This window comes from Methanobrevibacter sp. V74 (assembly GCF_963082495.1).
Classification (GTDB): domain Archaea; phylum Methanobacteriota; class Methanobacteria; order Methanobacteriales; family Methanobacteriaceae; genus Methanocatella.
In genome coordinates, this window is sequence record NZ_CAUJAN010000002.1 from 62,546 (window position 1) to 88,332 (window position 25,787).

Sequence of the window (25,787 nt, forward strand, 5' to 3'; positions counted from 1 at the left end):
GAAAAACTAATTCATTTTTGGGCCTTAAGACATTAAATATTTTTAATCTAAATTCCAGCAAACATCTATAACAAACAAAAAACCAACAACAAGCAATGCCTAGCTTAATAAATGTCTTTTGAAAAAATATAGGACAAATGCTGTAAAAAATACAGGATAAAATTAAAAAAATAAAATTAATTTTTAGAATACTCTTTAATAGCTTCTAAAAATGATTTAAATAATGGATGTGGTCTATTAGGTCTTGATTTAAATTCCGGATGGAATTGGCAACCGATAGCCCAAGAATGATTTGGCAATTCAATAATCTCTACTAAAAAGTCATCATGACTAGTTCCGGAAATTATTAAACCTTTTTCTTGCAACTCTTCTCTGAAATCATTGTTGAACTCATATCTATGTCTGTGACGTTCCTCAATATCACTTTCACCATAAGCTTCATAAGTTTTAGTGCCTTTCCTGATTTTACAATCATAAGAACCCAAACGCATAGTTCCACCCATATCTTTGATTTTCTTTTGCTCTTCCATCATATCAATAACCGGAAACTCCAAATTATCATCAAATTCAGAACTGTTTGCATCAGGATATCCATTTCTTCTTGCAAACTGGGTTACCATAGACTGCATTCCAAGACAAATTCCAAATAGTGGAACATTATTCTCAATAGCATAGTCTATTGCATCTAATTTGCCTTCAAAACCACGTTCTCCAAAACCTCCAGGAACCAATATGCCGTCAAAACTTTTTAAAGCATTTTTGTCCAATTTTTCAACATCAGAGCTTAAATATTTAATATTAGCTTTAACACCGACACTTGCAGCTGCATGCAGCAGAGATTCACGAATGCTAATATATGAATCTTCAAGTTCAACATATTTCCCAACAATACCAATAGTAACTTGAGGATCCTGAATTCTTAAAGAATCAACAATTTTAGCCCAATCATCTAATTTAGAAGAATCCGGTTCAATATCAAGACCAATTCTATTAACAATTAACTCGCCAATATTGCGTTCTTCTAAAACTAAAGGAACCTCGTAAATTGTAACTGCATCAGGAGTATTCACTACAGCATTTACATCCACATCACAAAAGTGAGCCACTTTAGCTAAAAGTGCATCATCAATGTGTTCTTGTGATCTACATACAATAACATCAGGATTGATACCTACACTTCTTAATTCTTTTGTAGAATGTTGAGTCGGTTTGGTTTTAAATTCTCCAGCTGCATTTAGGTAGGGAATAAATGTAACATGGACAAACATAACGTTTTCTCGACCTTCCTCATTTCTAAGTTGTCTTAATGCTTCAAGGAAAGGCTGACTTTCAATATCGCCAACAGTACCTCCAAGCTCGATTAAAACTACATCGTAATTATCATCACTTTCAGAAGTTATCCTAATCATTTCTTTGATGCGATTGGTAATATGCGGAATTACTTGTACACATTCGCCAAGATATCCTCCTTCACGTTCTTTAGCAATTACAGATTCATAAACTTTGCCCGTTGTAATATTTGCTAGTCCTTTAAGTTCAACATCTAAAAATCTTTCATAATGTCCAAGATCCAAGTCAGTTTCCATACCATCTGAAGTAACATATACTTCACCATGCTGATATGGATTGAGTGTTCCGGAATCCCAGTTTAAATAAGGGTCTATCTTAATAGCTGAAACTTTCAAACCATAAGACCTTAAAATTCTACCCATAGATGCAGAGGTTATGCCTTTTCCGATTGAACTAACAACCCCACCAGTTATAATTATATACTTTGTCAGAAAAATCTCTCCAATTAATTATATTACAATTTTAGTATTTCATCGTATATAAAAATTTTAATTTATCTAAAAAATTATCTTTCAAAAACATGTGGTATAATCTTATTAACATTTTCGAGGATATTTTATCATCTGCTATTTTTCCAATAATATAACTTATTTGCAATAGATCTTGAAGTTTCATCAAACTGATACTGGCCATCACCACCATAATTTGCAAAATAATGGGATTTTACAAATTCAAAACAGGTATCATCAGGGTCTGTTTGGCCATTGCCTCTGCGACAAATCATTCCATAGGATGCACCATAAGGACTTACACTCCAATATGTACAATTTAAACAGATTTCCTCTCCATTATTTATCATTGAATCGTAATCTGGTTCATCTTGCCAAATATCCATTTCCTCATCATCTGAAGTGTCTATAAATTCTCTGCAGCAATCACAATAATCATCTTCATCAAGTTCATTACCACAATTAGGACAGTACATAATTATCACTAAATTAATGTTTTAATAAATTCTTTGATGTATTTGTCAAAAAATTCCCAAGTATGTTCCCCTTCATCACCAACAAAAGTAGCATCAATTTCTTTTTCTCTTAAAAACAAATAAAAATCAGCACATTTACTAAATAAAAAGTCATCAATACCGCAAGCGAGATAAATATCCGGAATATCCTCAGCATGCTCAATTAAATATCTTGGATTAATATCGGAGCCTTCAATTTTATCCAAATCACCAAAAATTGATTCATAAAACTCTTTTGAGTATAAAACATTGTTATCATCAGTATAGTTAACCAGATCATCAGTAATCAGTGCTGGTGAAATCATTCCAATTTTTGAGAAGTTTTTAGAATACTTTAACCCATTTCTAACAGCCCCATAACCGCCCATTGAAAATCCGGCAATGAATGTGTCTTCCCTTTTGTGAGAAAGTGGAAATATGTTTCTTGTAATGTCCAATAATTCCTGACCAACATATCTGCCATAATGAGCATGTGCTTTTTTATTGTCTACATAAAAACTATTGTCTCCACAAGGAATTACAATAGCTATTCCACTATCTTCAGCAAATTTTTGAACAGAAGTGTTTGCAAGGATTATATCATCACTACCATATAATCCATGAAGTAAATACAATGTTTTGTAAGGTTGCGGTACAATTTCTTCCCTATCTTCTAAAAAATGAATATTATCAGATGGCAATATTACACTAATTGATGTGCGTCTTTGTAAGCTTTTACACTTTATATCTCCTCTAAATAAAACCATTTAATCACCTATTTATTACATGCATTGGAGTTGAGTTTTGTAATTTTTCAAATCCGCAGTATTCATAAAACCTAAGTTCGCTATCATTAGCAATAATAACTATATGTAAATAATCTTTATAATGATTTTTGACTCGTTCAGCCAATTGTTTTCCAATTCCCTTTAATCGATATTCCGGCTTTACAAGCAAATAATGGACATAAGCATTAATTAGCCCATCATCCATAACGCAAACCACACCAACAAGATCTTCACCGTCCCAAGCCGAAAAGATTGAATCATAATTTTTCATAGTTATTGCAAGTTTTTCTGGAAATTTCCCTTCATCTGACTCGAATGAATTAAACAGCTCTTCCAGTTGTCTTTTAGAAAAATTATGTGTATTTTTATAAGTAATTTGTACTCTAATTTAAACCACCCTATATTCTGTCCATTTATTTGAAAAATATCTGTAAATATAAATTCCTGCTCTTACATACCAATCGATAAACATGGCAATCCATGTTCCAAACACTCCAATACCCATCCAGTCTGCAATAACATATGAAAATCCAATTCTGCATATGAACATTACTGCCAAACTTATATACATTACGGATTTTGAATCTCCTGCACCTCTAAATGTTGAGGGAAGAGTAAATGACAATGGCCAAATTACAATTGCAAAAATACAATGCCATATTACCATTTCAGTAGTCATTTGAGCAGTCTGAGCAGATAAATTGTAAATTCCCAATACTGCAGGCAATAGGGCAAATATAATTAAATTAATAACAACATGAGATATTAACACCATCACCAAACATTTTTTATTATAATATCTTGCTTGTTCATAGTCATTTGCTCCAACACAGTTAGATATCACTGCAGTCAAACCTAAATTGATTGCAAAACCGGGCAATACTGAAAAGATTCCAATAGCATAACCAACAGAGTTAGCAGCTATCGCCATTGTTCCAAATGTTGAAACTAAACTTAAAACTAAAACACGACCTAATTGGAATAGTCCATTTTCAACACCATATGGAATGCCGACTTGCAATACTTTTTTAAGTATGTTAAAGTCGAACTTATGCTTAAAAGTTCTTTTAATATGCAGTTTATAGTTTTCATTCACTACAAAGTGCAATATCAATAATGCTGATAAAACCCTTGAGATTAATGTTGGAATAGCTACACCCCTCACATCCCAACCAAGATAATAAATACAAATTGCATTTCCAACAACATTTAATACATCGCAAATAACCAATACTTTCATAGGCAATGTGGCATTATTAGTGGTTCTAAAAATAGCCGCTCCCGCATTGTATATTGCAATAAACGGAATTGATAATGCTACAATATATAAATACATATCTGCATTATGCCACACCTCAGCTTCAATTTGTCCAAATAAAGCACCTATTAAGATTTGTCTTAAAAGGATTACCAATATCATTAAAACAGTGGATAGGATTGTTGAAAACCAAACAAGTTGAGTGGCGGAATCTTGAGCTTTGTCTATTTGTTTATCACCTAAATACTGACCTGCTACAACCGCACCACCTGTTGCAAGTGCTGAGAAAGAAAAAATAAGTAGTTGAACTAAAAAATCAACTAGCGAAACTCCCGATATTGCCGCTTCGCCAAGAGATGCCACCATTATAGAATCAGCCAGACCTACAAAAAACTCTAAAGCATATTCTATTAGAAGTGGAATGAATAAGTATAGCAATGCTTTATTTGTATATAAATAATTTTCAGGAGTTTTAAATAAATTCATAAATTATCTTATAAAGTTTGTACGAGGTTTAGATATTTCAGTTGGAGTTATGCCTTCACTGGCACCTGCTTTTATGCATTTTAAGAAAAACGCCATATTATAAGCTAACTGTCTCATAGTTCCTAAACCTTCTTCATCTTGCATGACCTCTTCAGGAGCATTTCCATGAACCATATTCCAATAAAATGATGAAATAATCGGCATCTGAGAAATTCCCAAATATTTGATTAGTTGATCATAAGTTGCAGTGGTTCCAGCTCTCCTTGCAGAACATACTACCGCTCCAGGTTTATGTTTAAACGCTTTTGCTCCAGCACCGTGTGAGTTTGAATAAAATGCACGGTCTAAAAATGAAGTCATAGAGCCGTTTGCTCCTGCATAATAAACCGGTGAACCAAATACAAATGCATCTGCATCGTACGCTTTTTTTACAAATTCATTTACAACATCATTATCAAATATGCATTTTCCCAAATCACCACATTTACCGCAAGCAATGCATCCAGTTATTGGTTTCGTTTCAATCCAAAAGATTTCAGTTTCAAATCCTTCATCATTTAAGGTATTTGCAACCTCATTTAATGCAGTGTAAGTGCAACCCTTTTTATTAGGACTTCCATTAACTAACAATACTTTCATATAACTACTCCCCTAATCTAAAAGTCTCCATTAATTAATCTCTGAACTAAGAAATGTCCCTGTCTAAATTCAAGGGAACCTTTTTTAACACCTTCCTCATCAAATGATTCACATTCATCCCCATCACGTTGGGAATCGAATATGACAATAGGCACATTATCACGAGTATGAGTTCCAAGGCTAATCGGTGTAGGATGGTCAGGCAATATTGCTCCCCTATATGATTTACCTTCTAAACTTTCAATAATGGGTCCAACAATGAATTCATCGATTCTTTCAAGAGCTTTAATTTTTTCCTCAATATTTTGAGCATGTCCTGCTTCATCAGGCGATTCAATATGGATCAGCAACAAATCAGTTTCTTTTAAAGCTTCAATACCATATTGGCCCTTTGCTTTATAGTCGGTGTCAAAATATCCAGTAGCACCTGGCACATCAACAATATTCATTCCTGCAAAGTTCCCAATACCTTTAAGTAAATCAACACCAGTGATAACAGAAGCAGTGATACCGTAAGTTTCTTCAAAGTTAGGTAAACTTGGAGTTACTCCTTGTCCCCAAAACCATATCATATTTGCAGGCACTTCTCTTTTTTTGTTGACTTCATGGTCTTTAAGGTATTCACCTGCTTCAAACATTATACTTTGAATTTCTTCAGCTAATTCACACTCCCCAAATAAGTTATCTACTAATTTTTTACCGGAAATATCATGAGGAGGCATTGTTTTAATACCAGATAATACCTCAGCATCTTTTATACTGTCACAGGAATATATGAATAAATGTCTGTAACTTACACCAGTGTAAAATTTACCTTTAAAATCAGCATATTTTTGAGTGAAATATTCATTTAATCCATTCATTAACTCATCTGCTTCCTCAGTTGAAATATGGCCTGCGTTAAAGTCATCCATAGATCCATTTTCACTATATATTGTGTTACATCTAAAAATTACATCAGCAGGTGTTGTTGGAATACCTTCACTGCCTGCTTCTAATGGTCCGCGACCAGTATAGTAATCAGCAGGATTGTATCCAAAAATGCTCATATTAGCAACATCAGAACCTGGAGTGTATTGTTCAGGAACATTGTTTGTAAATCCTCCAAATCCTTTTTTAGCTAATTTATCAATATTTGGAGTATTAGCTGCTTTTAGTGGGGTTTTTCCATCTAATTCATCTATTGGATAATCACTAGATCCATCTGGAATAAATATTACGTATTTCATGTTATCAAAAAAAGTATGAAAATTAGTATTTATTTTTTAAAATACCAATTAAATCAGTTAACATCGCAGAAGCAGTTTCAAGAGAACCTGCTCCAAGACCAATCACAGATACTTCATCAGCCAAATCTGTTTTGATTGTAGCCATATTTAAAGTACCGCTTACATCATAAGAACTTCCTCTTTTAACCAGACGAGGAGATACTTGTAAGTTTTCAGGAGATATTTCAGCTATTAATTTAATTAAATAATCATCTTTTTTAGCCAATTCAATAGCTTGTGCATTAATATTTGAAATACCTTCAACCTTAACATCATCATATGTTGCATCAATTCCTAAAAGTGAATTTGCTAAAATCACTGTTTTACAAGCCGCATCAATACCTTCAACATCTTGAGTTGGGTCAGTTTCTGCAATACCCAATTCCTGTGATTCTTTTAAAATAACTTCATAATCAGAACCTTCAGAAGTCATCCTTGATAAAATATAATTTGTAGTGCCATTTAGAATACCTTTAATTGATCTAATATCACAAGAGGATAAAGTTTCTTTTGTAAAATTAATAATAGGCATAGATCCGCCAACACTAGCTTCATATTTAAATTCCACACCAGCCATTTCAGCCGCTTCAACTACCTCTTTGAATTTAAGTGCTAAATGTCCTTTATTTGATGTTACTACATCTTTTCCTTGTTCAAACGCTTTAAATGTTAGTGAAAGTGCAGGTTCTGCATCAACGATATTTGTAGGAGTTGCTTCGATAAGACAATCATATTCAACAGTATCTAAAACATCCGCACCATGTTTATTAGACCCGAATTCTGGGTAAGCTGATAAATTTCCTTTTTCTTTTTTGGTTTGTAGGAGCAATTCTTCATCTAAGCCATCTTGTGATATTGCAGACGAAGATGAATCAGCTGCCGCAACAACTTTCACTGCAAAACCAGTTTTATCTTTAATTAAATCTTTTTTCATGGAAAGTGCATTAGCAACACCTTGTCCTACAGAACCAAATCCCATGATAATGACTTTACATTCATCCATAATATCCCTATACTTCATTAATAACTAGCAAATCTTTTTCTCCTGCAATTTCTTCAATTCTATTAAATATGATTTGTTTTTTACCCACATCCGATTCAATATTAATTAAAGCTGTGGATTTCTCTTCACCATTTAATATAATATCAAAAGCTACAATTTCAACACCTGCAAGTTCATTGATTCTATCCATAGTGTCTCTTAAGTCTTGATCTACGATGTGGCCAAAGAAGATAGTGGTGATTTTTTCTTTTTTAACAACCCCATCCATTTCAATAATGGTAAATCCTAAATCTTCAAATCTATTAACAACATTTTTTAAATCTTCATGTTCCCCTTCAAGAGTTAATTGAACTGGAACCATTCCATTATCATTTTTATAATCCCTTTTGTGGACAACAGTTACAAGATTAGCACCTAAACTACTTATTGGTTCTAATGCTTTAACTAATTGCCCCGGAACATCCATAAGTTCTAGAACTAAGTCCATTCTCATATAAAACCCTCTTAATTTGTCCAATCAGCTCTTTTTACAATGAGGTTTCCCTCTTTATCAATATTTGCATTTCTTAATATCTTCTCAGGATTTTTTTCACTAGATTTATCTTCACGAGTTAAGTTTAAATTATCAGTAATATACCAAGTTTCATCTGAATCGGGAATGTTTTCTAATGTTTTTGAAAATTTTTCTATAATCTCTTCAGCATCTTTTTCGATTGTCATATATTAAAACTCCTTTAATATTAATCAATAATATAAGTATTATGTTTTTTAATATTAATAAATTGGCACTTTTAGGCTCTTTCAAAAACTTGTGTGATTTTTAGATATTCACATTGTGTATGTTCCAAAATCATGATTTCAGGTTGAATCTCTTTAAAATTTCATTATATATTTTAAATAATTTCGTAATATGTTTTTAGGAGTTTTATAATAAGCTATTTCTAATTTATTGTTTGTATTATATTAATTTTATGCATCCATCAAAATGTAAAATTAGTTGCCATTGGATGGAACAGGACACACAAGCGACTATGCTGATAAATATTATGCACAAATAAGAGGTAAATCACGAAAAAGCTATATTAAAAACCATATTGCAATCAATGTTGACACATGAATGATCTAAATTACGCAGCAAATAAAGGTCCAAAACATGATACACAATTTGCATTACATTCAATTAGACAATTAATACCATGCAAACCCCCATTACATACTAGCAGACAAAGCATATGATTCAGAAAAAATAAGAAAATGCATAAACAAAGAAGCAGGGCATTCGAGCAAATACCATTAAAGGTGCGACAACCAGACATTATAGATTAAATAGTGCTACAATCCTTCTGGCATGATGTCTATGCGCGAAGAATGAATGTTAAAAGCGTGATTTCTGTAATAAAAAGAAGGATTTAATGGCGTTAATTTTAGTAGAAATACAAGACTGCAGAATAAAGAAACAAAACTCAAAGAGGTATTACATAACATTTACAGAACCATACAAGTTTTTTATAGGAGGATTTCTAAAAGGTTATTAAATAAATGGATTTACGATCAAGTTTATTAAAATTGAATGGTTTTAATAATAGTAAAAAACCTAGCTTGACAGCATTGTTTTTGTTCACAACATATAATAACGCTTACGAAATTCAAATTCCATCTAAAAGTGATATAACAATAAAAAATTCCATCAGGAAAAATCTTAAGTTTCAAGGAACTGTAATGGGACAAAATACCAAAATTAACAAAAACCAACGGAATACTTTACAGCAACTTAAAATTCACCGAAATTGAATTTCAACTGTAAAAAGAGAAAAATAAGAAAAAATCATCCATTAAAAATTAAAAAATCAGTACCAAATCGGACACAACCTTACCACCATACAATCATGACAATGAAATAATAAAAATAGAAATATAATTAAACCTTTACAAATAATAGAGATTATTTTAAAAATTCTGAAATATCTGTATCTTTTACAATTTTCTTTCTTAAAATTTTATCAATACCCGTCCCATATTGAGCTGCTTTTTTAGGTCTATAGGCTATTTCATAATCAAGACCTTCTTCAAAAGCAAGTTTTCTTAAAATACTTTTACGCATGTCATCATGCATTGAAACAATTTTTTTATTATCTGGAATGTTTAAAGCTAGTTCCACTAGGTTTTCGTCTAAAAAAGGTAGTCTTAATTCAACTCCATTAAGCATTGAACATGCATCATCACGTTCTAGATTAACATGATACATATTTGCAATATCGTCTCTTAAATCAGAATTTAGAGTTCCATTTATAAAACTTTTCAAATAACGTTTATATCCGCCAAATAGCTCATCTGCACCTTGACCTGAAATTGCTACTTTAATTCCATCTTCAGCAATCATTTTTGTTGCAAGATAAGTAGTCATTCCCACACCCACTTTCATAAGATTATCATCACCAATTGCTCTTACAACACTAGGTAGACTTTCACGCAGCATCTCTTCGGTTACTTCACAGATTTTTAAATTTAGGTTTAAGAATTTTGATGCATAAATTGCTGATTCAATATCTTTTGAATTTTTAACACCAACTGCATAAAGAGTTATTTTTAATGGAACATTATCTGCAATTTGACCTAAAAGTAATGCTAAATACGAACTGTCAACACCGCCTGAAAATATTACTCCAATCTCATCTAATCCAGCGATTCTTTTAACAACACTTAATTTTAATAGCTTCTCTATTTTAGCCACATCCCCTTCAAAGATTTTTTCATGAATGGGTTGTGCCGGAGATATATCCCTCCAGTTATACAGTATGTGTTCTGGTTTTAAGGTGTTAATGTCAGTTAGACTAATTTCTTTTAAGGATCTTTTTGTAGATGCAAAACCTTTTAGATCATCTCTTTCAGCATAGAATAATGGTTTTACACCTAATGGATCACGTGCAATAGCTAGGTTTTCACCATCAAAAACTGCAAATGCATAATCTCCATCGATTAGGCGTATTGCAGATTCTACAGCTTTAAGTAAACCTATTTTTTTTGAATAAAAATCAATTAGATTAATTAAAATTTGTGCATCAGATACAATTGTCTCTTCAACACCGACTTTTGATAAAAAGTTTCTCATAGTATTGAAATTATATAACTCCCCATCAAAGACTAAAACAAGTTTATCCTTTTTAATAGGTTGAGGGTAAGAAATCCTATTGTTAGAATCATAAACTTTAAGTAAATTATGTCCTAAAACTAAATCATAGTCATTTTTACAATCAAAATCCTCTAAATTATAAACTTTATCTAAAAAAACTCTTGATAAATCAGGCCCTCTATTTTTAGAAGTCTCCAACATTGAAATAATGTCGTTTCTTTTAAAATTGCCTTGTAACCCTACTATTGAACTCATAGTATTATATTACATTTTAATAATACTTAAAATTTCATCTATACTGGTATTGAAAATCCCTTAATCAAACTTCCAACTGACAATGGATTATTTTCATATATCAATAAAATAAATCGACTTAAAAAAATGGTATAATCGAATAAACTGTAATTAAAATCATTACTGTTAAAATTACAATAGCTCCAATTGGAACTTTCTTCCAGGCCAGACCTGCCGCTACAACAGCTCCTATTAAACCAATATACCATAACTGATTATCAACAGTCAATACACCAGGACATATTAAAGCTGATAAGGCAGTATAGGGTATTAGATTTAAGAATTTTTCTACTTTTGGTGAGAAATTTAACTTATCAATAAATAATGCTGGAATTAAACGGGGTATAAATGTTACCAAAGCACATCCAATTACAACTAACGCCATGAAATCCATTAGCAATCACCTGAGAGCAAATATCCGTCATCAACTATATTCATTCCAATTAAAGCACCTAAAAGTGTTGATACGATTAATGACCAATTTCCCAAAAATTGACTTAACACAATATTTAAAACAGCAGTTATCAAAACTAAAAGGGCAATTTGTCTAGATTCCTTAATTGAAGGAATTAAAATTGCAACAAATAAAGCATATAATGAGATATTGAAACTGTTTGTAACAATTATTGGGAGCAAATCTAGAACGACTACACCAATTCCGGCTCCTAAACACCAGCTTAACCAGGAAGTAAGACCAATTCCTAAAAATATCCAAATACTTGAATTTTCACTTAAAGAAAACATTGCGAATGATTCATCGACAGTTAAATGTGCAGCTAAGATATTTAAAGGCAAATTAGATTTCTCAATTTTGTTTAAGACACATGTTGACATAACAAGATATCTTAAATTAACAACGAAATTAGTTAAAATAATTGTCATGAGTGTTGCACCACTTAAAACCATTGAGGCGGCAATGATTTGGCCGGCACCTGCATAAACTAAAAAAGACATTGAAACTGTTTCAACAGGAGTCATGCCCGCTTTTATGGCGATTGCAGCATAACCTATTCCCATCGGAATATATCCAAAAGTAATTGGAATAGCCTTTTTAGCACCCTCAATGAATTTAGCAGCTCTTGAAATAATATCTCTCCGGGAAAAATTAAAAAAAAGTGTAATTTAACTGAGTAAATTACTGATTTGGTCTGTTGTAATTAAACCTAAAACCTTCATGTCCTCATCAACGACCGGAAGACATGATATGTCAAATTTACGCATCTGACGAGCTACATCCTCAATGCTTTCATGAGCATGACAATATTTTACAGTTGTTGTCATGATATCTTTTAGCTGGTTGGCACCTGTGGCGATTGACTTAGATAAATCCCAACTTGTAACGATTCCAATTAACTTATACTCATCAGTTACAACAGGAATATGAGTTACATGCTTGTCCAACATTAATTTAGCAGCATATTGAATACTGACATTACCACGAATTGTTGCTATTTGTTCTATCATAATATCTTCAACGATATTATCAGATAAGAATTTTGAAATCATGTGGTTTAGCTGTCCTTTTTCAAGTAAAAAAGCATCATGACCAAAATTAGATTTTATTTCTGAAAATGATGCCTCAACATTATTGGCTTTTAATGCATTTAACAATTCTGTACTTTGTTCTGTTGGATATAGCCAATCTGAATCCACAGAAACAAGTTCAGTTTTAGCTTCAACATTTTTCAAACCGTCAATTAATGATCCCTTAATAGATAAATCAAAATAATCGACCGCTTTTGTAATAATCAGATAACTGTTAGCATCAAAACGTTTGACAAATACCTCACCCTGATGTTTTAAGTAACTTTCAACTTGAAAATCGACTGAAAGATCGTAAGTTATTTCATCTTTGTCTTGAAGTCCACGCCCAAATTTAATATCCATGGACTCATCACTTAAATAAGTAATATGTGCAATCATACGAGCAAGAGATAGACCATTAACAGGTAATTTATCAGTTTCATAGTAATTGCCTTTATTCCAATCGGGATCTGCAATTATTGCCTGTCTACCTACATCATTAAAAGCAATCTGTTGAGGAGATGAACTTCCGGTTGTTGCTATGGGCATTGCCTTTTTCATCATTTTAGGATAATATACCATCCATTGAAGAACCTGCATTCCCCCCATAGATCCGCCAATAACTGCAAACAATTGGTTTATTCCCAATGAATCGATAAGTTTCTTTTGAACATTAACCATATCCCCTATAGTGACTACAGGAAAATTTAAACCGTAAGGATTGCCTGTTTTTGGATTGATTGAACTCGGACCCGTTGTTCCTTTACAACCCCCCAAAACATTTGAACAGATAATGAAGTATTTTTCACTATCCAATGCTTTTCCAGGCCCTATTACAATATCCCACCAGCCAGGTTTTTTATCTCCTTCATGCCAGCCAGCGGCATGTGCATCTCCAGTTAGTGCGTGACAAATTAAAATAGCATTAGATTTTTCTTTGTTAAGCTCTCCATAAGTTTCATAAGCTACACTGACCTCTTCTAAAGTTTTGCCACTTTCCAGCACGATTGGTTCAGATATATGTAGATATTTTGTCTCTACAATACCGACAGATTCTTCATTCATTCATTTTCTCCAAATTCTTAATTTACGCATAGCACTTTTTGCAGCAGATTGTTCCGCTTCTTTTTTACTTTTACCTCTTCCAACACCCTTTTCTTTACCATCAATTAAACATGACATGATGAATGTCTTATCATGAGGAACTCCATATTCTTTTAATATTTCGTATCCGATAGGTAATTCTTTAGCATCCCCATATTCCTTAATTGCAGATTTGTAATCTTCAAAAAATACACGGTCCTGATCAATGTATTTGAAAATCCAAGTAGCTAAGAATTCTTTTGCAAATTCCATACCCTGATCCATAAATATAGCACCTAAAAATGATTCAAAGATATCAGCAGTTACAGATATTACTTCATTTTTAGTCAAATTAGATTCCTCAACTGAAATATTGAGATAATCTTTTAATTTTAACTTTTCAGAGTAATATACTAATGCATTTTGACATACGAAGTTAGATCTTTTCTTTGTTAGTTTTCCCTCTCCATAATTAGGATATTTTTTATACAAATATTCAGATACAATTAAACTAAGAACTGAATCACCTAAAAACTCTAATCTTTCATAATTGTAATCTAAATTATGCAATGTTGAATATGAAGCATGTGTAAATGCCATTTCATATAAATATTCATTTTCAGTTTTTATATTAAATTTCTCGAATAAATTCATTTCAAAGCCCAGCATTATTAATTACTAATATTATCAATTATGTTTTTAAACTTATATATAATTAATATATAAAAACATTATAGTTAATACTTTCCAAATGCTCTCTTGCAATTCCAATTTATATATGATATGTCAAATTATAATTAAAAAGGATTTGGTAACATGATAATAAACTGGCAAAAAGAAATAACAATAATTGACCCAGATATAAAATTCAGAGCACAAGGAGGATGGTTAAAAACCGTGGAAAGACTAGATAAAAATGTTAAAAACGGTTATTCATTAGTGGGTGAGTTTGTAGAAGCAGGTGATTTTGAACAGGAATATGACGAAGGAATATATCTTGACTGCAACAAGGAAGGCAGTGGTAAAAAAACACAGCAAGATTATCGATTATTCCGTTTCAGAGATGGTAAAGTAAGATTACTTGATATGGTAATCGACGGTAAACAAGGTTGGGCAGTTGATTTATGGGATGCATTAGAAGATGAATTTTAACCAAAATATTAAATTTCATCTTTTAATTTAAATGTAGAAAATCCTGTAAGTTGAACATTCATTCTTGAATCCAAACAAGTTGGTTCTTGTAAAAGAATAATTTTATGGTCTAAATTTTGAGGGAAATTCTTTTCTTTCCCTTCAACTAGGCCTCTAAAACTTACAGTAAAATCTCCTGTATCCCCAATATTCATATCTAATTTTTCACTAGCAAGCACATTATCAAAAAATCGCTCCAACTCCATTGTTTCAAACACTGGTGCAACATAACTTAAAGCCATTAGACCATTTTGATTTTCACGGATATGAGCTCTCCTTTGATCTAGCTCAATGCTCTCATTTGTTTTTTTTAAAGTTAATTTAATTTTATTAGAAAATTGAGATGGAAACAATTTATCACAATCCAATATGACAAAAAGCACAACCTACACATGTTGGTGTGAAGTAGGAATCTTCAGCTTCAACAATAGCTTTTTGAGCAAATAATGTAATATTAAATTTTGTATCCTCTTCTTCACTAATTTCTTTAGTCATTGAAGATAATCCGCGATAAAAAGCAGGTCTATAACCAGTTTGAGAAATATCATAATAGAATTTTTCACCTGCTGCAAATCTACTAAAGTATTCTTCAAGGTCCAATGCTTGTTTTGGAGTGATTGAAAAAGTAAAACCCATAGTATCATCACTTCTTTGTTTAATGCCTGCATTAGAAAGATCTACAGACAATATATCATCTTCACCCCTTACAAAAACAACAGAATTCTCTAAATTTACATCATTTTCTTTTGCAATATCATTTAAATCAGTCATTTTATTGCTCCTAAATAACTTAGTTATATATAAATTAATTTAAACTAACAATAGTTAATAAAGTTATCTGAAAAATAGCGCATTAAAATAAGCAGCGGTTAAAAGTTATAAAAAAAGTAGTTTAAGGGAAGATTAATAAATAATCTTCACAATTTTAACCAACCTATACTAATCTTTGTCTAGTAGTTGGTTTTTTATTCTGCCAGCTGTACCTTCTGATTTTTTTAGATTTACCAAATCCACAAGAAGCACAGACTTTTTTACGTACATGGTAAGTGTTTTTACCACATCTTCTACATCTGATATGGGTTTTTTTATTTTTTTTACCCATTGATGGAGTACCCTTTGACATTGACACACCTCCTTAATTCATCGTGAACAATATAATCTCGAAAAATAATACTATGGTGAAATGTAAACAATATTGTCTCCTCTAATGAGCACAACACCGAGTCTTCTAGTAACTTCTCCGTCTTGTAACTCTTCTGCATCATTAAGAACTAAATTCATGTGTAAATCAAAGCTCTTAAGTATACCTCTAAATTCACGATCTCCTTTGAGTTTTATTAACACAGGAGCATCCACAGATTTTCCTAATGCGTCAAGTGGTCTTTGAACATTTTGTCCGCTCATTATATCACCTTATATTATTACAAATTTTTAGTTTTTTAATATGAATCGAGCATATATTTATACTCTTTATTAGACATAATATAATCAAGTTAAGATAGGCAAAACCTAATTAAAACTAATACTATTAACTATAACTAACCTAGTATATAAATGTTATCTTAATTTAAGCAAAATTAGGAAAATTAAACATAAATAATGATAATAACAAAAAAATACCTTAAAAACAATCCTCCACACTACAAAAATACTTTAACCCCCCATAACTAGGATATTGATGGAATTTAAGTTACCAGATATATTGTACAGATATTAAAAATTGCACTTCATAACCCATTTTAATTATCAGAAACCTTACTCTAAACTAAAGAGGTAATTAAAAATCAAACAACAATAATGGCGAAAATCCGGATTTTAAATAGGTTTTTTCAAAAAATGACAAATATTTCATATTAAATAAATAGATTTATTTATTTTGAATACAAAATATTATTTAAAAAAAAATAATACGGGTTAACATGGCAATTAAAGTTAAAAAAAGAAATTTTTTGAAAAAAAAGAAAATTAAAGAAATAAGAGCAGAATTAGGAGAATATGGGGATTTACTTAAAAGTAAAAAGAATGTTGAAATACTTGAAGCAGAACCCAATTCATTCATTTTAATAGACGGCGAACCATACATCATAATGATTGATGACAAACCATTTCCAACGCTTAAAGCGGCACTTGCTAATCAAATTGATGGAAAAACCGTTACTGTAGATATGGGGGCCATTAGATTTGTAAGCAATGGCGCCGATATTATGAGTCCTGGAATTGTAGATGCTTCAGACGGTATCGAAGCAGGAGATATTGTATTAATCATTGATGAAACACATGGAAAACCCTTAGCTATTGGCATTAGTTTAATCGATGGTGAAGAAATGGTTGAAAATGATTCTGGAAAAGCTATTGAAACTAAGCATTATGTTGGTGACGAAATTTGGAACTTTGAATTATGAGATGATACTATGGCAGAATTAAGATATAGGGCAGGAAATATTACAAACCCCAGAGTCCATAAAATTGGAATAATAGCACTTGGATCACATCTAGAAAATCATGGTCCCGCCCTCCCAATTGATACCGATGCTAAAATAGGAGCGCATATTGCTTTTCAATCTTCACTTTTAACCGGTGCTAAATTTTTAGGAATAATCTTTCCTGCTTATGAACTGGACAGCATTGACCATGGAGTGCATGTTTCCCTTGACGTATTAAAAAAAAATGTTACTGCTACATTAAATCAGGCAAAAGAATTCTTAGATATTGAAAAGGTTGTTATCGTAAATGCACATGGGGGAAACATCCCATTAATAGGTGAATTATGGGATATTGAGGATAAAACCGGTTTAACAATTACATTTAACAATAAAGTAATATCTTCCGAAGGCCCTCATGGAGGAAGCGGTGAATTATCAATGGCAAAAGTTTTAGGCATTGTCAATGAGGAGGAAGTTATAAATCAGGCAAACGTCAATGAATATGAAGAAATTGGCCTATACGGATTTAAAAAAGCCCGTCATGATGATCCAAACATTGATAAAGGTGCAAGAGACATCGAAGAAAATGGCGTTTATGTTGATGAAGAATATGGAAATAGATTATTTAGCTTAGCTATTAATTCTGTACTATTAGATGTTGAAAAATTATTAGATTTTTAGAAAAAATAAAAAAAAAGATCAATCATCGTTTTTATCATCATCATCTGTATAATCATCATTTGATGAAGGCTTTTGGTCTGAAGAATCCTTATTTTGAGTCTTATCTTTAGTTGTTTTAACATCCGATGATGGATTATTGCTGGAACTATCATCCTTAGTTGTTTCAACATTAAAGTTATCATTATCAGAAGAGGAATAACCATTACTTGAATAATCCTTATATTCCTGATAACCGTAACTTTCACTACTATCAGTTGTATCATTTGTAATAGCTGAAAGATTATCTAGAATTCCTCCAGATTCGGTTTTATTAGGCAATATTGAAATTTGTCCAGTCATAGATGCGAAAACACTTGCAAAACAAAATGCAAGAATTGCAACTATAAATATTACCAAAACTGTAGCAGATCTGCTTGTCATAATTATCCTTAGTTAAAAATTAATTAAGTTTAATATGTTTAATAAAATATATAAATATATTGATATAATGAAAACTATTAAAAAACCTGTGCAAAGTGAAATAAACATTAAAAAATCACAGTTCATATGTTCTGTTTATCCAACGAAAAATAAAAAAGAGTCAAAAGAAATTATTCGGAAATTAAACCAGAAATATAATGATGCTACCCATAATTGTACTGCTTATATTGTTGAAGATGGAGAAGGATTTGATGATGATGGGGAACCTGGTGGAACTGCAGGCAAACCAATGATTAATGTTTTAAGAAAAAATGAACTGCACAATATCACCATAATTGTTACAAGATATTTTGGTGGAATCAAACTGGGTGCTGGCGGACTTGTAAGAGCATATTCAAAATCAGTTTTAGAAGCAATTAAGGAAGTTGAAATTGTTGAAATTGAGCAATATGATGTTTATGAACTTATTTTTGAATATTCAGATATTAAATTAGTTGATATGGAAGTTAGAAATAATTCCCTTGAAAATATTGATAAAGATTACTCAGATACTGTAAGATATGATGTCATATCAAAAGATAATAGAGACATTAGGAAAATATTTGAGAAATATTCTGGTAAAATAAGAGTTGATTTTAAAAATAAACAATTTTTAGAAAAAATTTAAAAAATGAAGAACTTACGGTTCTTCTAAATTTGTTATGGATATCCCACAAACGAACATACACAATTTTTAGGCAATCCGTCTTAATCTAAAACGAAACACAAACTTTGCAAAAATAAGTCATGTGAAATTATATTTATTCGATTTTTTCAAACATGTCAGCAGTTGCACCGCACATAGGGCATTTGTAATCTGCTGGAAGTTCATCAAACTCATCAGTTACAAAACCGCATAATTTACATCTAAATTTTGCCATAATAACAATCTCCTTAAAATTTTTCAATACTAGTAAATATATAATTAGTTATATATAAAACTAATCAATTTTTTCAAACATCGCCTTAGGCATTTTACATTTTGGACATTTAAAAGAAGAGGGCAAATCATCAAATTTAGTTCCGGCAGGAATATTCAATCCTTCTTCAATATCGTCTTCATCAAAAACATAACCGCAAATTTTACATTTATATTTAGCCATAGTATAATCTCCAAACCTTTAGAATCTATTAGGAACTTTTAAGTGATCTGGAAGTGGTTTAATACGAGCAGGTGTTCCAATAGCTAAATAAAATGGTGGAACAGAATGAATTACAATAGCTCCAGCAGCAACAATAGAACCTTCTCCAACTTCAACATTAGATAAAAATGTAGTGTTGCCCCCTATTGAAGCTCCTCGTCTGACTTTAGGTCCTTGAAGTTCATAATTAATCCTTACAGGATATTTATCATTAGTAAAACAAGCACAAGGTCCAATAAACACATTATCTTCAATTATAGAGTTAGTTGGAATATATACATTAGATTGAATGCTGACATCATTTCCAATAATCACATCTCCTTCAATAACAGTATTAGTTCCAATTAAAACATCATCCCCAATATTGGTGTTTTCACGGATAACAACATTATGTCCTGTTCTGAAATTATCTCCAATAATTACATCATTATAAATAATGGAATTTGACCTAATTGTGTAGTTTTTACCAATCACTGGCGGTTTTGAGTTTGGAGAATATTCAACACCAAACTGAATATTTTGATTTTTTGGAAAATCTAACTCTGGTTTTGAGTAATCCCGTTGAATAGATTCTCTTTCTATTTGAGGCCTTTCATAAATAATTTCAGTTGGCTCTTCTCTTGGAGGATGAGTATAGAAATTATCTTGTTCTGGTGTAACCTCACGTTGACGGTAAACTGTTCTAGGTGCTGGCTGAGGTTCTTGAGAGTGCATACGATACTTATCATCATATGGATTTTCTCTATTTTTGGATTGTTTATCATCAAGAGTTTGTGAAAATCTAACCATATTATCAAACCTTCATTTAATCAAATTTAATTTGTTAATGAGATCATATATGTTGTTAATTAGTATATATATTAACTGGTTTGAAGATTCCTATTTTTTTATTGTTATTTTGTTGGTTGTTTTTTGTTTTTGGTATGTTGTTGTTATTTTGTGTTTTCCTGTTTTTAGGTTTGTTATTTTTACTGTTGCATATCCTTTTTTGTTTGTTTTTGCTGTGTATGTTTTTCTTTTGATTTTGAATTTGATTTTTTTGTTTGTTTGTGGTTTTCCTTTTGTGTTTATGAGTTTTGCTGTGTAAAATTTTATTGTTTTTGTTTTCTTTTTTATTATGTTTTTTGTTATTAGGGTTGGTTTTATTTTTATTTGGTTTATTGTTTTATAATTTTTGTATATTGTTGTTATTGTGTATTTTCCAGGTTTTAGAGTTAGTTTTATTGTTGCATATCCGTTTTTGTTTGTTTTTGTTTTTATTGTTTTTTTGTTAATTTTGAATATTATTCTCTCGTCGGCTTTAATTGGTTTGTTATTTTTTCCTATTATCTGGATTTTATAGTTTATTTTCTCTTGGTAGTACATGCTCATGTTTATGTTTTTTGTAAATGGGTTTATGATTTGAATTTTATTGGTTGTTGTGCTTTTGTTGTGTTTTATTGTTCCTTCATATTTTGCTATGATTTCATGTGTTCCTATCTTTTTTAGCTCTATATTAATTACCACAACCCCATTTTCGTTTGTCTGCAAGGTTGTTGTTTTTCCGTTGAATTTTATTTTAATTGTTTCGTTTGGTAATGGCTTGTTGTTGGAATCTGTTAATTTTACTTGATACTGTTGTATGTCATTGTAGTACATTCCTATGTTTGTTCCGGTTAATGTGGTATTAAGTACAATTAAACTATTATTTCCAATCGGATAATTATGGGTTACAATATTTGAATTATCAGAAAAGCTAACTGATGCATCTGAATTACTATTAACACTAATTAATAAATTATCCCTAATTATATTATTTTGGGCTGTATCAGATAATATAATTGTATATTTTTCTGTGGAATTAATAAAATTGTTTATTATTCTAATATTAAAAGCATCATAGTTTAATGTTATTTTTCCAGTAATATTGTTGTTTGTTATATTAATTTCCCAGATATTGAAATGTTTATTTTCTAGATTGCCTGAAATATTATTAAATTTTAGATTATGAAAACCACCATTTCCAAAGCTTATATTACCTAGTATGGTAGAATTTTTTAATGAACAATGAAAACTATTAATTTTAACTCCTTTTTTTATAAAACAATTGTAAGCTGTTGCATTATACTCATTCCCATTTAATTCTAACATGTTAATTGTTGTATTATAAACTATGCTTTCACTAACAAATAAATCATTTAATGTATTATTATAAGCTTCTGATTTATTAAGAATTATTAGATTTTCTATTGTATTATTATATATAATGGAAGATATTGCAGTTATTTCTCCATTATTTAATATATTGTTGCGTATAATACTATTAATACAACATATTTTAGGGTTATGAAAATCAATAGCAGTATTGTTTTCAACTAAAGTATTATGCCCATTTACCATTATAATTGTTTTTCCTAATTGAGATTCATCAGCAAAAAATTTGTTATTTGTAATATTATTATTAAAATTGTAATTTGATGAATCATAAACTTCAGAATCATAATATAAATATATTGGACTGTCTGCATTGTCATCCAGTTCAAATGTATTATTATGTATAATGCAATTGTTTGTCATATTAAGAAACAATGTATATGTTCCATAAAAATTTTTTTTGTAAAAAAATAATTGTCTTTAATTGTGATGTGTGTCGAATTATCAAAAATTGATATGACACTATAACCTATTCTTTGATTTTCAACAATTACACTGATATTGTTTAATGTAATATAACTGGTATTGTTTAGATATATTTGGGAGTTATGGAATGTGATTCCAGTGATATTTGTTGAAAATCCTTCTCTGCAGATGGTAATATGATTTCCGGGGATTTCAGCATTTTTACCTTGGGCAGTTGTGTTCATATCAATGTATGCATCATGGGTTGTTGAAATTATATTTATTGGTTTTGTTATATTCATTATAAATGATTCATTTTCATTTGCTATGAATTTTCCCTGGAAGTCTAAGGTTGCTCCAGATGCTACATCCTCTTTTAATAACCCATTCTCATCAAAGTAATCATGAAAAGTTTGGTTTGTTACAATATAATCTAAATTATTTCTTTGTGTTTCATTTAAATTTAATATGGTGTTTTGATCTATATTATCTTTTCTTGCATTATTCTTATTTTCTAATATTTTAATTTCATCAATATTTTCCATTTGATTAATTTCTATTTGAGATTTAATTAAATTATTATTGTTAGTTGCATTATCATCATTTGCATAAACAACACTTGTTAACGTTATTAATATTATTAAAGAAATAAGTATAAAACATATATTTTTAAATTTCATTTTAGCACCATTTTTCTTCTATTTTTTTATTGTTATTTTGTTGGTTGTTTTTTGTTTTTGGTATGTTGTTGTTATTTTGTGTTTTCCTGTTTTTAGGTTTGTTATTTTTACTGTTGCATATCCTTTTTTGTTTGTTTTTGCTGTGTATGTTTTTCTTTTGATTTTGAATTTGATTTTTTTGTTTGTTTGTGGTTTTCCTTTTGTGTTTATGAGTTTTGCTGTGAATTTTATTGTTTTTGTTTTCTTTTTTATTATGTTTTTTGTTATTAGGGTTGGTTTTATTTTTATTTGGTTTATTGTTTTATAATTTTTGTATATTGTTGTTATTGGAATTGTGTATTTTCCAGGTTTTAGAGTATTTTCCAGGTTTTAGAGTTAGTTTTATTGTTGCATATCCGTTTTTGTTTGTTTTTGTTTTTATTGTTTTTTTGTTAATTTTGAATATTATTGTTTCGTCGGCTTTTATTGGTTTGTTGTTTTTTCCTATTATCTGGATTTTATAGTTTATTTTCTCTTGGTAGTACATGCTCATGTTTATGTTTTTTGTAAATGGGTTTATGATTTGAATTTTGTTGGTTGTTGTGCTTTTGTTGTGTTTTATTGTTCCTTCATATTTTGCTATGATTTCATGTGTTCCTATCTTTTTTAGTTCTATATTAATTATCGCGACTCCATTTTTGTCTGTCTGCAAGGTTGTTGTTTTTCCGTTGAATTTTATTTTAATTGTTTCGTTTGGTAATGGCTTGTTGTTGGAATCTGTTAATTTTACTTGATACTGTTGTATGTCATTGTAGTACATTCCTATGTTTGTTCCGGTTAATGTGGTATTAAGTACAATTAAACTATTATTGGGTCCAATCGGATAATTATGGGTTACAATATTTGAATTATCAGAAAAGCTAACTGATGCATCTGAATTACTATTAGCACTAATTAATAAATTATCCCTAATTATATTATTTTTAGAATTTCTTAACAAAATTATTGTATAATTTTGTGTTGTAGTGATATTATTATTAATAATGCTATTTTTTGAAGATGAATATAATGTAATAGAACCGAAAATAATATTAGAAATTAAATTATTATTTCCCAGTTCTTCGTTTATTGTAATATTGCCTTTAATTGTTGAATTTTTAACGAGATTCATAGACCCAAGTAAAAGATTATTCTTTATTATACATTTATTAAGTGTTCCATTACTTAATGTTGCATTTTTATTAATAGTATTGTTATATGCAATACCCTCATAAACATATAATTCATTTACAATATTGTTATATGCGATACCTTGAAGTATTAATTTGTTTGCAGTATTGTTATGTGCAGTTCCAGTTTTATCAACAATAAGATTTCCACCAATTATTTTATTATTATATCCAGTTGAATTTTCATCAATGCATATGGAAGCGGATCTTGTTAAAATATTATTTCTAACAATTCCAGATATTCCTGAATTAATTCCACTATCCCCAATATAATCAACTGTATTATTTTCAATTAAATTATACCATCCAAATACTTTTAAAGGTATGCAAATACCAGATGGTGGATCAGTACCATAAATTCTATTATTTGTAATGTTATTGTAAATGTTAAATTTTATCCCCTCTGGAATAAATACATTATAATGATTTAAATATAGTATATTACCTGCAAATCCAATTCCCCTTATTGTATTATTGTCTATTGTACAATAATTTGCCCATGAAAGAACTAACGAACTAGAACCTCCGTTATTTTGTGTTGAAAAATAACTATTTCTCACTGTGATATAGGTTGAATTTTCACGAATTGCTATAACACCAACACCAGATCCCACTCTTTGATTTTCGACAATGACACTAATATTATTTAGAGTCACATAATTTGTGTTTGCTAACCATAATTGCGTATTATGAAATTTGATTCCAGATACGTTTGTTCCAGAACCCCCATTATGAATAGCAAAACTATTCCCCACATATTCTCCAAAATAATTTCCAGCAGTCGTGTTCATATCAATGTATGCATCATGGGTTGTTGAAATTATATTTATTGGTTTTGTTATATTTATTATAAATGATTCATTTTCATTTGCTATGAATTTTCCCTGAAAGTCTAAGGTTGCTCCAGATGCTACATCCTCTTTTAATAACCCCTTCTCATCAAAGTAATCATGAAAAGTTTGGTTCGTTACGATATTATCTAAATTCTTATTTTTTATATTTTCTTGATTTTTTTCTATTAGTGTTATTTCATTATAATATTCATTTATTTCAATTTTAGGATTTATACAAACACAATTGTTAGTTGTATGGTTATCAGTTGCATAAACAACACTTGTTAATGAAATAATTATTATTAAAAATATACTAATAAAAAAATATATATTTTTTAATTTCATTATTAAAACCCCTATAATCTAAACTTATAGTAAATGTTTTATATAAATTTGTCTTTAATAATATTCATGACTCTTTCAAAAACTTTGTTGATTTTCAAAATCCTTTTTGCGATTGTCATTCCAAATTAAATCTCTGCGATAGATTCGTTTTAAAACACCTCGTTTGGTCTTGAATGTTCTTTTTCTAGATTTTGGCATTGTTTTTTGGAAGGCATTTTCAATTTTGTTACTTGTTTTTTCAATTCGTTTATCTTTTAAGTGATGAATAAAGCTTTTATATCGAGGAGTGATTGATTTTCTGATTATTTTGTAAATAACTGGATGAAAATCATCTTTGCGATAAATTAAAGATTGTACTTCATTTTTGAATTCATCGTAATCATTTAAATCGAATAAATCTTTGATTATTTTCAGTTGTTTGCGGCATTCTTGATATTCTTCGTCAGAAATGAGATTTTTAT

The 25,787-nt window shown here is 30.1% G+C and carries 30 protein-coding genes; 4 read left to right on the forward strand and 26 right to left on the reverse strand.

Annotated elements, in window-relative coordinates:
* Positions 1–176: 176 nt before the first annotated feature.
* From Q9969_RS02950 to rnc, 15 genes are all read right to left on the reverse strand, one after another.
* Complete coding sequence (locus tag Q9969_RS02950) at positions 177–1,796, reverse strand: CTP synthase (RefSeq protein WP_305514348.1); 1,620 nt, start codon at positions 1,794–1,796, stop codon at positions 177–179.
* A 113-nt stretch (positions 1,797–1,909) separates the two neighbouring features.
* Positions 1,910–2,275, reverse strand: coding sequence for a hypothetical protein (locus tag Q9969_RS02955; protein ID WP_305513835.1), 366 nt, complete (start codon positions 2,273–2,275; stop codon positions 1,910–1,912).
* An 8-nt stretch (positions 2,276–2,283) separates the two neighbouring features.
* On the reverse strand, positions 2,284–3,060 hold the full coding sequence (locus tag Q9969_RS02960; protein WP_305554289.1) for an alpha/beta hydrolase-fold protein: 777 nt from the start codon (positions 3,058–3,060) through the stop codon (positions 2,284–2,286).
* A 4-nt stretch (positions 3,061–3,064) separates the two neighbouring features.
* Complete coding sequence (locus Q9969_RS02965; protein ID WP_342766054.1) at positions 3,065–3,469, reverse strand: GNAT family N-acetyltransferase; 405 nt, start codon at positions 3,467–3,469, stop codon at positions 3,065–3,067.
* A complete protein-coding gene (locus tag Q9969_RS02970; RefSeq protein ID WP_305513831.1) occupies positions 3,470–4,825 on the reverse strand; it encodes an MATE family efflux transporter in 1,356 nt (451 codons plus the stop codon).
* 3 nt (positions 4,826–4,828) lie between these two features.
* Positions 4,829–5,464, reverse strand: coding sequence for a flavodoxin family protein (locus Q9969_RS02975; RefSeq protein WP_305513829.1), 636 nt, complete (start codon positions 5,462–5,464; stop codon positions 4,829–4,831).
* Positions 5,465–5,481: 17 nt separating this feature from the next.
* Positions 5,482–6,693 carry a cofactor-independent phosphoglycerate mutase gene (locus Q9969_RS02980; RefSeq protein WP_305554292.1) on the reverse strand — a complete coding sequence of 404 codons (1,212 nt, stop codon included), beginning with the start codon at positions 6,691–6,693 and terminating at the stop codon, positions 5,482–5,484.
* A 22-nt stretch (positions 6,694–6,715) separates the two neighbouring features.
* Complete coding sequence (locus Q9969_RS02985; RefSeq protein ID WP_305554295.1) at positions 6,716–7,735, reverse strand: homoserine dehydrogenase; 1,020 nt, start codon at positions 7,733–7,735, stop codon at positions 6,716–6,718.
* A gap of 7 nt (positions 7,736–7,742) precedes the next feature.
* Positions 7,743–8,228, reverse strand: coding sequence for an amino acid-binding protein (locus Q9969_RS02990; RefSeq protein ID WP_305513823.1), 486 nt, complete (start codon positions 8,226–8,228; stop codon positions 7,743–7,745).
* Between the two features lie 11 nt (positions 8,229–8,239).
* On the reverse strand, positions 8,240–8,455 hold the full coding sequence (gatC, locus tag Q9969_RS02995; RefSeq protein ID WP_305513821.1) for an Asp-tRNA(Asn) amidotransferase subunit GatC: 216 nt from the start codon (positions 8,453–8,455) through the stop codon (positions 8,240–8,242).
* A gap of 1,222 nt (positions 8,456–9,677) precedes the next feature.
* Complete coding sequence (locus tag Q9969_RS03000; RefSeq protein WP_305554298.1) at positions 9,678–11,120, reverse strand: asparagine synthase-related protein; 1,443 nt, start codon at positions 11,118–11,120, stop codon at positions 9,678–9,680.
* Positions 11,121–11,238: 118 nt separating this feature from the next.
* Entirely contained in the window at positions 11,239–11,553 is a 315-nt protein-coding gene (locus tag Q9969_RS03005) for an AzlD domain-containing protein (protein WP_305554301.1), read from the reverse strand.
* Positions 11,553–12,281 (reverse strand): AzlC family ABC transporter permease, encoded by a 729-nt coding sequence (locus Q9969_RS03010; protein ID WP_342766055.1) that lies wholly within the window; start codon positions 12,279–12,281, stop codon positions 11,553–11,555. The genes Q9969_RS03005 and Q9969_RS03010 overlap by 1 nt, the downstream gene beginning before the upstream one ends.
* Positions 12,282–13,748: a homoserine O-acetyltransferase gene (locus tag Q9969_RS03015; protein WP_305554304.1), complete on the reverse strand. Its 1,467-nt coding sequence runs from the start codon at positions 13,746–13,748 to the stop codon at positions 12,282–12,284.
* Positions 13,749–14,420, reverse strand: coding sequence for a ribonuclease III (gene rnc, locus Q9969_RS03020; RefSeq protein WP_305513959.1), 672 nt, complete (start codon positions 14,418–14,420; stop codon positions 13,749–13,751).
* A 162-nt stretch (positions 14,421–14,582) separates the two neighbouring features.
* Here rnc and Q9969_RS03025 point away from each other — a divergent pair, with 162 nt between their 5' ends.
* The gene (locus Q9969_RS03025; protein WP_305513957.1) at positions 14,583–14,918 is read left to right on the forward strand and encodes a hypothetical protein; all 336 of its coding nucleotides are present in this window, start codon (positions 14,583–14,585) and stop codon (positions 14,916–14,918) included.
* 8 nt (positions 14,919–14,926) lie between these two features.
* Here the strand turns inward: Q9969_RS03025 and Q9969_RS03030 are convergent, their stop codons facing one another.
* The 4 genes from Q9969_RS03030 to Q9969_RS03045 form a co-directional block, all read right to left on the reverse strand.
* Positions 14,927–15,325, reverse strand: a complete 399-nt coding sequence (locus Q9969_RS03030; RefSeq protein WP_305513955.1) for a hypothetical protein — start codon at positions 15,323–15,325, stop codon at positions 14,927–14,929.
* Entirely contained in the window at positions 15,315–15,728 is a 414-nt protein-coding gene (locus tag Q9969_RS03035) for a hypothetical protein (protein ID WP_305513953.1), read from the reverse strand. The genes Q9969_RS03030 and Q9969_RS03035 overlap by 11 nt, the downstream gene beginning before the upstream one ends.
* A 163-nt stretch (positions 15,729–15,891) precedes the next feature.
* Positions 15,892–16,080 carry a 50S ribosomal protein L37e gene (locus Q9969_RS03040; protein ID WP_305513951.1) on the reverse strand — a complete coding sequence of 63 codons (189 nt, stop codon included), beginning with the start codon at positions 16,078–16,080 and terminating at the stop codon, positions 15,892–15,894.
* Between the two features lie 50 nt (positions 16,081–16,130).
* Positions 16,131–16,361 carry an LSm family protein gene (locus Q9969_RS03045; RefSeq protein ID WP_067042787.1) on the reverse strand — a complete coding sequence of 77 codons (231 nt, stop codon included), beginning with the start codon at positions 16,359–16,361 and terminating at the stop codon, positions 16,131–16,133.
* Positions 16,362–16,876: 515 nt separating this feature from the next.
* Between Q9969_RS03045 and Q9969_RS03050 the strand changes: the two genes are divergently transcribed.
* Both Q9969_RS03050 and arfB read left to right on the forward strand, forming a co-directional pair.
* Positions 16,877–17,359, forward strand: a complete 483-nt coding sequence (locus Q9969_RS03050; protein WP_305513947.1) for an RNA-binding protein — start codon at positions 16,877–16,879, stop codon at positions 17,357–17,359.
* 9 nt (positions 17,360–17,368) lie between these two features.
* Positions 17,369–18,061, forward strand: a complete 693-nt coding sequence (gene arfB / locus Q9969_RS03055) for a 2-amino-5-formylamino-6-ribosylaminopyrimidin-4(3H)-one 5'-monophosphate deformylase (protein ID WP_305554307.1) — start codon at positions 17,369–17,371, stop codon at positions 18,059–18,061.
* Between the two features lie 18 nt (positions 18,062–18,079).
* On the opposite strand, the gene Q9969_RS03060 is transcribed toward arfB, so the two are convergent.
* Positions 18,080–18,481 (reverse strand): hypothetical protein, encoded by a 402-nt coding sequence (locus Q9969_RS03060; protein WP_305554310.1) that lies wholly within the window; start codon positions 18,479–18,481, stop codon positions 18,080–18,082.
* 67 nt (positions 18,482–18,548) lie between these two features.
* Here Q9969_RS03060 and Q9969_RS03065 point away from each other — a divergent pair, with 67 nt between their 5' ends.
* Entirely contained in the window at positions 18,549–19,148 is a 600-nt protein-coding gene (locus tag Q9969_RS03065) for a YigZ family protein (RefSeq protein WP_305554312.1), read from the forward strand.
* Positions 19,149–19,281: 133 nt separating this feature from the next.
* On the opposite strand, the gene Q9969_RS03070 is transcribed toward Q9969_RS03065, so the two are convergent.
* The 6 genes from Q9969_RS03070 to Q9969_RS03095 all read right to left on the reverse strand — a co-directional run bounded on the left by Q9969_RS03070 (position 19,282) and on the right by Q9969_RS03095 (position 25,326).
* Positions 19,282–19,401, reverse strand: coding sequence for a rubredoxin (locus Q9969_RS03070; protein WP_305515724.1), 120 nt, complete (start codon positions 19,399–19,401; stop codon positions 19,282–19,284).
* Positions 19,402–19,461: 60 nt separating this feature from the next.
* A complete protein-coding gene (locus Q9969_RS03075) occupies positions 19,462–19,623 on the reverse strand; it encodes a rubredoxin (RefSeq protein WP_305515726.1) in 162 nt (53 codons plus the stop codon).
* Positions 19,624–19,641: 18 nt separating this feature from the next.
* Complete coding sequence (locus tag Q9969_RS03080) at positions 19,642–20,229, reverse strand: acyltransferase (RefSeq protein ID WP_305515729.1); 588 nt, start codon at positions 20,227–20,229, stop codon at positions 19,642–19,644.
* A 312-nt stretch (positions 20,230–20,541) separates the two neighbouring features.
* Positions 20,542–21,792: an Ig-like domain-containing protein gene (locus Q9969_RS03085; RefSeq protein ID WP_305554314.1), complete on the reverse strand. Its 1,251-nt coding sequence runs from the start codon at positions 21,790–21,792 to the stop codon at positions 20,542–20,544.
* A 422-nt stretch (positions 21,793–22,214) separates the two neighbouring features.
* Entirely contained in the window at positions 22,215–22,940 is a 726-nt protein-coding gene (locus tag Q9969_RS03090; RefSeq protein ID WP_305554317.1) for a hypothetical protein, read from the reverse strand.
* Positions 22,941–23,241: 301 nt separating this feature from the next.
* Complete coding sequence (locus Q9969_RS03095) at positions 23,242–25,326, reverse strand: Ig-like domain repeat protein (protein ID WP_305554320.1); 2,085 nt, start codon at positions 25,324–25,326, stop codon at positions 23,242–23,244.
* Positions 25,327–25,787 lie beyond the last annotated feature (461 nt).